7 protein-coding genes, 1 pseudogene and 1 riboswitch are annotated in these 7,337 nt (G+C 65.4%); of the genes and pseudogenes, 5 read left to right on the top strand and 3 right to left on the bottom strand.

What is annotated here, in order from left to right; translation table 11 throughout:
• Positions 1-303, top strand: a pseudogene (locus IVB47_RS20285) (SGNH/GDSL hydrolase family protein); the annotation flags it as partial.
• Positions 304-426: 123 nt separating this feature from the next.
• Here the strand turns inward: IVB47_RS20285 and IVB47_RS20280 are convergent.
• The gene (locus IVB47_RS20280; protein ID WP_247357614.1) at positions 427-1,623 is read right to left on the bottom strand and encodes an O-succinylhomoserine sulfhydrylase; all 1,197 of its coding nucleotides are present in this window, start codon (positions 1,621-1,623) and stop codon (positions 427-429) included.
• 70 nt (positions 1,624-1,693) lie between these two features.
• Positions 1,694-1,773: riboswitch (SAM riboswitch) on the bottom strand.
• A gap of 110 nt (positions 1,774-1,883) precedes the next feature.
• Between IVB47_RS20280 and IVB47_RS20275 the strand changes: the two genes are divergently transcribed.
• The 4 genes from IVB47_RS20275 (at position 1,884) to IVB47_RS20260 (ending at position 6,294) form a co-directional block, all read left to right on the top strand.
• On the top strand, positions 1,884-2,990 hold the full coding sequence (locus IVB47_RS20275) for a 2'-deoxycytidine 5'-triphosphate deaminase (RefSeq protein WP_247463656.1): 1,107 nt from the start codon (positions 1,884-1,886) through the stop codon (positions 2,988-2,990).
• 105 nt (positions 2,991-3,095) lie between these two features.
• Positions 3,096-3,506, top strand: coding sequence for a PAS domain S-box protein (locus IVB47_RS20270; RefSeq protein WP_247463653.1), 411 nt, complete (start codon positions 3,096-3,098; stop codon positions 3,504-3,506).
• Between the two features lie 122 nt (positions 3,507-3,628).
• Positions 3,629-4,681, top strand: coding sequence for a hypothetical protein (locus IVB47_RS20265; protein WP_247463650.1), 1,053 nt, complete (start codon positions 3,629-3,631; stop codon positions 4,679-4,681).
• A 167-nt stretch (positions 4,682-4,848) separates the two neighbouring features.
• Positions 4,849-6,294 (top strand): MATE family efflux transporter, encoded by a 1,446-nt coding sequence (locus IVB47_RS20260; protein WP_247463647.1) that lies wholly within the window; start codon positions 4,849-4,851, stop codon positions 6,292-6,294.
• On the opposite strand, the gene IVB47_RS20255 is transcribed toward IVB47_RS20260, so the two are convergent.
• Both IVB47_RS20255 and IVB47_RS20250 read right to left on the bottom strand, forming a co-directional pair.
• Positions 6,291-6,800 carry a hypothetical protein gene (locus tag IVB47_RS20255; RefSeq protein ID WP_247463646.1) on the bottom strand — a complete coding sequence of 170 codons (510 nt, stop codon included), beginning with the start codon at positions 6,798-6,800 and terminating at the stop codon, positions 6,291-6,293. The genes IVB47_RS20260 and IVB47_RS20255 overlap by 4 nt on opposite strands.
• A 100-nt stretch (positions 6,801-6,900) precedes the next feature.
• Positions 6,901-7,302, bottom strand: a complete 402-nt coding sequence (locus IVB47_RS20250; RefSeq protein WP_027565883.1) for an SRPBCC family protein — start codon at positions 7,300-7,302, stop codon at positions 6,901-6,903.
• Positions 7,303-7,337: the final 35 nt, after the last annotated feature.

The raw sequence follows: 7,337 nt of genomic DNA, 5'->3' as shown, positions 1-7,337 counted from the left end.
CCGCAATATTCGCCCGCCGTCAACCAGCGCGCGGACAGCGCCGGCAAGATGGTGAAGTTGCTCGGCAAGGTCGCCGAGCTTCGTCATGTCGGCATCTTCCCGCGCTTCGAGGTGATGCGCGACTGGCACGAGAAGCAGTCGATTCCGGTCGAGAGCTTCGTGATCGCCGACGGCCTGCACATGAACGATTGGGGCTACGCCTGCTTCGCCCAGCTCCTCGGCGACGACATCATCCGCTCTGTCGGCCAGATCAAGCTCGGCGTCAACGTGCCCGCGGACGTGCGGACCTATCGGCCGATGTAAGCATCGGTGCGTAGGGTGGGCAAAGGCGCGCTCTTCGCGCGCCGTGCCCACCATCCATCGGCACTGAGATCGTGAATGGTGGGCACGCTTCGCTTTGACCACCCCACGATGCGGCATGCGTGGCTACGCCTTCTCCAGCGCCGCGGTCAGATCCTCGATCAGATCGTCCGCGTGCTCCAGCCCCGCCGAGAAGCGGATGAAGCCCTCGCTGATGCCGAGCGCAGCGCGGTCCTCCGGCTTGAGGCGCTGATGCGTCGTGGTGGCCGGATGCGTGACGAGGCTCTTGGCGTCGCCGAGATTGTTCGAGATCTTGGCAAGCTTGAGCTCGTTGAGCACGCGGAACGCCGCCTGCTTGCCGCCCTTGACCTCGAGGCCGACCAGCGTCGAGCCGCCGCGCATCTGCTTCTTCACCAATGCGGCCTGCGGATGATCGGCGCGGCCGGGAAACACCAGCCGCGAAATCTTCGGATGGCTCGCCAGCACGTCCGCGATGCGCGCCGCCGTCTCGGTCTGCGCGCGCACGCGCACGGCGAGCGTCTCTAGGCCCTTGAGCAGGACCCATGCGTTGAACGGCGAGATCGACGGGCCGGTCTGGCGCATGAAATTGTGGATGTGCTCGGCGATGAACGCTTCCGAGGACAGGATGATGCCGCCGAGACAGCGGCCCTGGCCATCGATGTGCTTGGTCGCGGAATAGACCACGACGTCGGCGCCGAGCGCGAGCGGGCTCTGCCAGATCGGGGTGGCGAACACGTTGTCGACGACGAGCCGCGCGCCGCCGCTGTGCGCGATCTCTGCGATGCCGGGAATGTCGAGTACATCCAGCGTCGGGTTGGTCGGGCTCTCCAGGAAAAACGTCTTGGTGTTCGGCTTCATGGCGCGCTGCCACTGGTCGAGATCGAGGCCGTCGACCAGCGTGGTCTCGATGCCGTAGCGCGGCAGCAAATCCTGCACGACGTAGAGACACGAGCCGAACAGCGCGCGCGAGGCCACGACGTGATCGCCGGCCTTGAGCGGCGCCAGGATCGCGGTCGTCACCGCGGCCATGCCGGTCGCCGCCGAACGTGCCGCTTCGGCGCCTTCGAGCTCGATCATGCGCCGCTCGAACATCGAGATGGTCGGATTGGAGTAGCGTGAATAGATGAAGCCGGGGTCCTCGCCCTTGAACCGCGCCTCGCACTCCTCGGCGCTGTTGTAGACGTAGCCCTGGGTCAGGAACAGCGACTCCGACGTCTCGCCATATTGCGAGCGCAGGGTGCCGGAATGGACCAGGCGGGTTTCGGGACGGTAGGACGCGGTGGACGCCGGGGACTTCGACATAGGACCTCCTGAAGTGACCATCGAAAATGGTCACAAAAAAACCGGCCTGGAATATCTCCACGGGCCGGGATCACAGAGGTCCCCGGCCTGTTTAGCGACTTATTTAACGTGGCTGCAAGCCGGCCGGCTCAAATCACCACGGGATAAGTCATGCTCATATTCCGCAATGCCCTTTCCGTCAAGACGTCCATCGGATAGCCGTAAAACGCTCATATTTCCCGCATGTCGGGATGTGTTTGATCCCTGATGAGGACCCCGGGTTGACGTTCACGGTCGCCGCCGACGCCAATGGTATCCTGCCCGACCGCATGATCGCGGCGATGGCGGAGGGCGGTCTCATCCTGCCCGCTTACGACTTCGTCGAAAGCCAGATCCAGCCGGCGAGCCTCGATTTGCGCCTCGGCGACATCGCCTATCGCGTTCGCGCCAGCTTCCTGCCCGGTCCCGGCGCCACCGTCGCTGAGCGCATCGACGAGTTGAAGCTGCACGAGTTCAGCCTCGCCGACGGCGCCGTGCTGGAGACCAACTGCGTCTACATCGTGCCGCTGCTCGAAAGCCTCGCGCTGCCGCCGGAGATCGTCGCGGCCGCCAACCCGAAAAGCTCGACCGGCCGGCTCGACGTCTTCACCCGCGTGATCGCCGACGGCACCCGCCGCTTCGACATGATCGGTGCCGGCTATCACGGTCCGCTCTATGCCGAGATCAGTCCGAAGACGTTCCCAGTGCTGGTCAGCGAGGGCTCGCGCCTGAGCCAGGTGCGCTTCCGCACCGGCGACGCCATCCTCAACATCGACGACCTCGAGGTGCTGCATGCGACCGAGCGTCTCGTCGATATCGATGACGCCGATCTCACCGGCGGCGTCGCCGTCTCGGTTGATCTCTCCGGCGAAAAGAGCGGCGGCTTCGTCGGCTACCGCGCCAAGCGCCACACCGGCGTCATCGACGTCGATCGTCGCGCCGGTTATTCCGTCGAGGAGTTCTGGGAGCCGATCTCGGCCCGTCCCGACGGCAGCCTGATCCTCGATCCCGGCGAGTTCTATATCCTCGCGTCGAAAGAGGCGGTGCAGGTGCCGCCCGATTACGCCGCGGAGATGGTGCCGTTCGATCCGTTGGTCGGTGAGTTCCGCGTGCATTATGCCGGATTCTTCGATCCCGGCTTCGGTTATGCCGGCGCCGGCGGGTTGGGGTCGCGCGCCGTGCTCGAAGTGCGCTCGCGCGAGGTGCCGTTCATCCTTGAGCACGGCCAGATCGTCGGCCGCCTCGTCTACGAGAAGATGCTGGCCCGTCCCGACGCGATGTACGGCCAGCGCATCGGCTCCAACTACCAGGCGCAGGGCCTGAAGCTGAGCAAGCATTTCCGGGTGTAGCGATCACCCGTCGCCCGGATGGAGCGCAAGCGTCATCCGGGAAAGTCTCACTTGTGGCACGATCCCGGCTTACGCTGTGCTCCATCCGGGCCACCAGGTGCTGACATGACCAATCCATCCCAACTCGACGCATACATCCTCGACGACGTCGCCGATGCGCTGATCTATTCGGATCGCTCCGGCACCATCATGCGCTGGAATCGCGCTTCGTCCGCACTGTTCGGCTTCTCCGCGGACGAAGCGCTGGGCCAGAATCTCGACCTGATCATTCCCGAACATCTGCGCGCCGCGCACTGGAAGGGTTTTGAGGCCGCGCTTGCCAGCGGCGCGATGAAGCTTGCGGGCAAACCGACACTGACCCGCGCGCTGCACAAGGACGGACGCAAGCTCTACATCGAGATGACCTTTGCGCTGGTGCGGGACGCCGCTGGAGTGGTGCAGGGATCGGTGGCGATGGCACGCGACGTCACCGACCGCGTCGAGCGCGAGCGTGCCGCCAGAGTTGCGCAAAATTAAGCCTGCGCAAAATTCGTGATGCGGAATTGGCGAGCCCGCGTGCAGGCGCCCTGCATGCGGCTCAGCTTGTCTGTCGCCGGCTGCGGTGACACACTCGATCAAAACAACGATCGGGAGCGAACATGGCCGCTGCATCTGACCCCGCGCAGGAAGCTCAATGGAAACGCTGGCGCGCGGTTGCCGATCTCTATCACGCCTATTTCACCGGCTTGATCCTCACCGTGGTCACACGTCGCGGCACGGCAGATGCCGCGGAGTTCGTCTTTCGCGTGTTCCGCCGCCAGCAGCAGGAGCGCTTCCTGCTGGGGCTGGAGAAGCTCGGGCTGAGCCATCTGCCGCCAGCAGTCGCCGCCGCGCAATATCACTACCTCTCGAACTGGATCGGCGGCGTGCACGTCGAATACATGTATGAGAGCGACCGCAAAGCTTGGATCCGCTATCCGCCACCGCGCTGGATCTGGAAAGGCACTGCCATCTGCGGCGTGCCGGGCGAAGTCTCGCGCGCGATGCTGCGCGGCTGGCACGCCAACAACGGCGTGGCGCTCGGCGATACCAGATTGGGGTTCGTCTGCACCAAGCAGAGCGTCGACGGCCAGGATGGGCTCGAAGGCTACTATTATCAATATGACCACCCGCTCGAGCTCGACCAGCGCCTCGTGTTCGCGCGGCATCTCGAAGCGCCGCTGTTCGATGCAGCCGCGGCTCCGGCCTTGCCGGTCGCAAGCTGGCCAAGACCGCGACTGGAAAAAGCCTACCGCAACTACGCGATGGAATATGTGCGCACCGCCGCGCCCGTGATGGTGCAGCTGTTCGGTCCGGAGGATGCCGGGTATCTCCTGCACCTCACGGGCAAGCTGATCGGGATGCAATATTTTGACGAGATCGCTGCGGCGCTGTCGGTGGGCCGCGGTGGTGCGAGCGAATTCGCGACGTTCCTCAACGCGCTGTTTGTCACGCAGGACGATGTGGCTGAGACGACGCAATCCGAAGGCACGTTCGAAATCCGTCAGCAGAGCTGGAAGTTGATGGACGGCGTCGCCGATTGCCACCCCGCTTGCGCCAAGGTGCTGGCGGGGCTGTTCGAAGGGCTCGCGGCCGGATGCGGGCGGCACATCGGCGTGCACATGCGCCCGGCCGCGGGGGGCCGGCCGCCGCTGATCTGGACGGTCGGCTGATGTCACCGACCGAAATGCGCTGCCGCAGGGCACGCCTGCATCAGGCGCAGAAGGAATCGGCAATTGCCGTGCTAACAAGCTGAACCCCGCGCCTTTTGCGCGAACAAATTCATTGGCACACCCAGTCATTGCCGCGCCGCAACTGGCGCTCGCGCCCGGGAGAGGACATGTCCGACATCGCCGAGATTCCGGTCGATGAACAAGAGCGACCGCTACCTCCGCCGCCACCCCCGGTGAAGAATGCACTGACCGACGGGCCGATCCTGCGCACGCTGCTCGGGCTGGCCTGGCCCAACGTCGTCGCGCTTTCAGCCGGCACCTGCACAGTGATTGCGGAGACCTCCTATATCGGACGCCTTGGCGTGGAAGCGCTGGCCGCGATGGCGCTGGTGTTTCCGACAGTGATCCTGACCATGACCATGTCGGGCGGTGCGATGGGCGGCGCGGTGGCCTCCGCCATCGCGCGGGCACTCGGCGCCGGCGATCGCGAGCGTGCCGGGACGCTCGCCGCGCACGCGCTCTTGATCGGCATCAGCTTCGGCCTTGTCTTCATGCTGGGCATGCTGATCTTCGGGCCGCGGATTCTGGAAATGCTAGGCGGCCGCGGCGACGTGTTGACGCATGCGATCGCCTACACCCAGGTGTTTTTCGGCGGCGCCGTGCTGCCCTGGCTGCTCAACACCATGGCCGGCGTCTTGCGCGGCACCGGCAACATGAAGCTGCCGTCGCTGTTGATCCTCAATTCCGCGGCCTGGCAGATCGTGCTCGGCGGCACGCTCGGTCTCGGCCTCGGTCCGGTGCCGCAATTCGGCATGCGCGGCGTCGCCGCCGGCGCGCTGATTGCCTATTGCATGAATATCGGTGTGATGGGCTGGTACCTGTTCTCCGGCCGCGCCCGCGTGACGCCGAAGCTGCGCGGGCTGCGCATCCAATGGGCGATGTTTTTCGACATCCTGAAGGTCGGCGCCATCGCCTGCTTCTCGCCGCTGCAATCGGTGCTGACGATCTCGATCTTCACTCACATGCTTGCGAAATTCGGCACCGCGATCCTCGCCGGCTACGGCATCGGTGCGCGGCTGGAATTCCTGCTGACCTCGATCGCGTTCTCGTTCGGCATCGCCTCGGTGCCGATGATCGGCATGGCGGTCGGCGCCGGCCGCATCGCCCGTGCCCGGCGCATTGCCTGGATCGCGGCCGCGAGCGCCTTCGTTGCCGTCGGTGCACCGGCGTGCCTGGTCGCGGCCTTCCCCGATCTCTGGGTCGACATTTTCACCGACAGCGCGACCGTGCGCGCCACCAGCCATCAATATTTGTCGACGGTGGCGCCGTTCTACGCCTTCATCGGCCTCGCCTCGACGATGTATTTCTCGTCGCAGGGCGCAGCCAAGGTGATCGGACCGGTGCTGGCGCAGACCGCGCGGCTGATCTACATCTCGGCGGTCGGCTGGTGGCTGTCGACGCATGATGCCACCGCGCAAAGCTTCTTCTGGCTGGCGGCGAGCTCGATGGTCGTGCTCGGCCTGCTCTCGTGCTCCAGCGTGGTGCTGACGCGCTGGGGACCACGCCAAACCAAACCTGCGATCAGGCCGGCTCTGTCGGCCGCTGCGGACTAGCGATGCCTGTGGCGGCGATGGCCGCCACTGCCGCCGACATTGGCGAGCCGCATCAGTTGCGGAATCATCGCCATCATGTCGCCGCCGCCGGCGCCGCCGAGCATGCCCATGATATCGCCGCCGCCCATGCCGCCCATGCCCGTCGGCATGGTGCCGCCTCCGGCCATCGGCGCGTAGCCGCCGTAATTGGGCGCACCGAAACCGCCGCCGAGATTGCCGCCGCCGAGGCCGCCAATTCCGCCGCCGCCCATCATGCCACCAAGACCACCACCGCCATTCTCTATCATGCGGCTCATCATCGGGCCCATGGTCTGCATCATCATGCCGAAGCGGCGCTTGCCCATCTTGGCCTTCATCATCTCCAGCATCGGCGCCATCTGGGTCATCATGTCCTCGCCGCCGGCACCTCCGCCGCCGAGGAACTGGGCCTTTGCCGGTCCGCTCGAAATCGAAAACATCAGCAGCACGGCGGCCGCCTGGCAGATCACCTTGTCCGCACCTCTCATGGCCTGCTCCTCGCGTGCGGGGCGCCGCCGGGAGAGCGGAGCCAACCGGACGCACGCCGCCATGGTTATTGCGGACGAGGGCTGGGCTCTGTGAGAAAGGTCACGCAGCTGCGGCTGGAAACGCTCGGTGTATGGCGGCGACGGCATCCTTGGTCTGTCCCTGCACATAGGGCGCGAGCTCGTTCGGCAGCATGTCGATGATCCAGACCAGGCGGCATCTTCCCTCGCCCTCGGCGATCACCTGCACCGAGGCGCTGTAATGCTTCAGACGCTCGTTGTTGATCGCGTAGACCAGCCGCCGCCCGGCATCGTCGCAATCGACCAGCACCTCGCGCGCCACCGATCCGTTGGCGAAGGTGACGATGCGCGCGTCGCCGTCGAGCGTGCAGGCCGTGACGAAGCCCGGCGCCAGCCGCCGATGCAGCGCGCCGAAATCGCGAACCGCATCCCAGACGTCGTGAGCCGGGGCGGGGAGGGGAATGTCGTTGTGGATGGAGGCCATGAAGGTGTCCTTGGTTGCGTTAGATTTTGGTCGAG

Origin of the sequence: Bradyrhizobium sp. 62 (assembly GCF_023073035.1) — a bacterium.
Classification (GTDB): Bacteria; Pseudomonadota; Alphaproteobacteria; order Rhizobiales; family Xanthobacteraceae; genus Bradyrhizobium.
The sequence above is the reverse complement of the archived record's forward strand: the minus strand, read 5'-3'. Positions and strand labels throughout refer to the sequence as shown.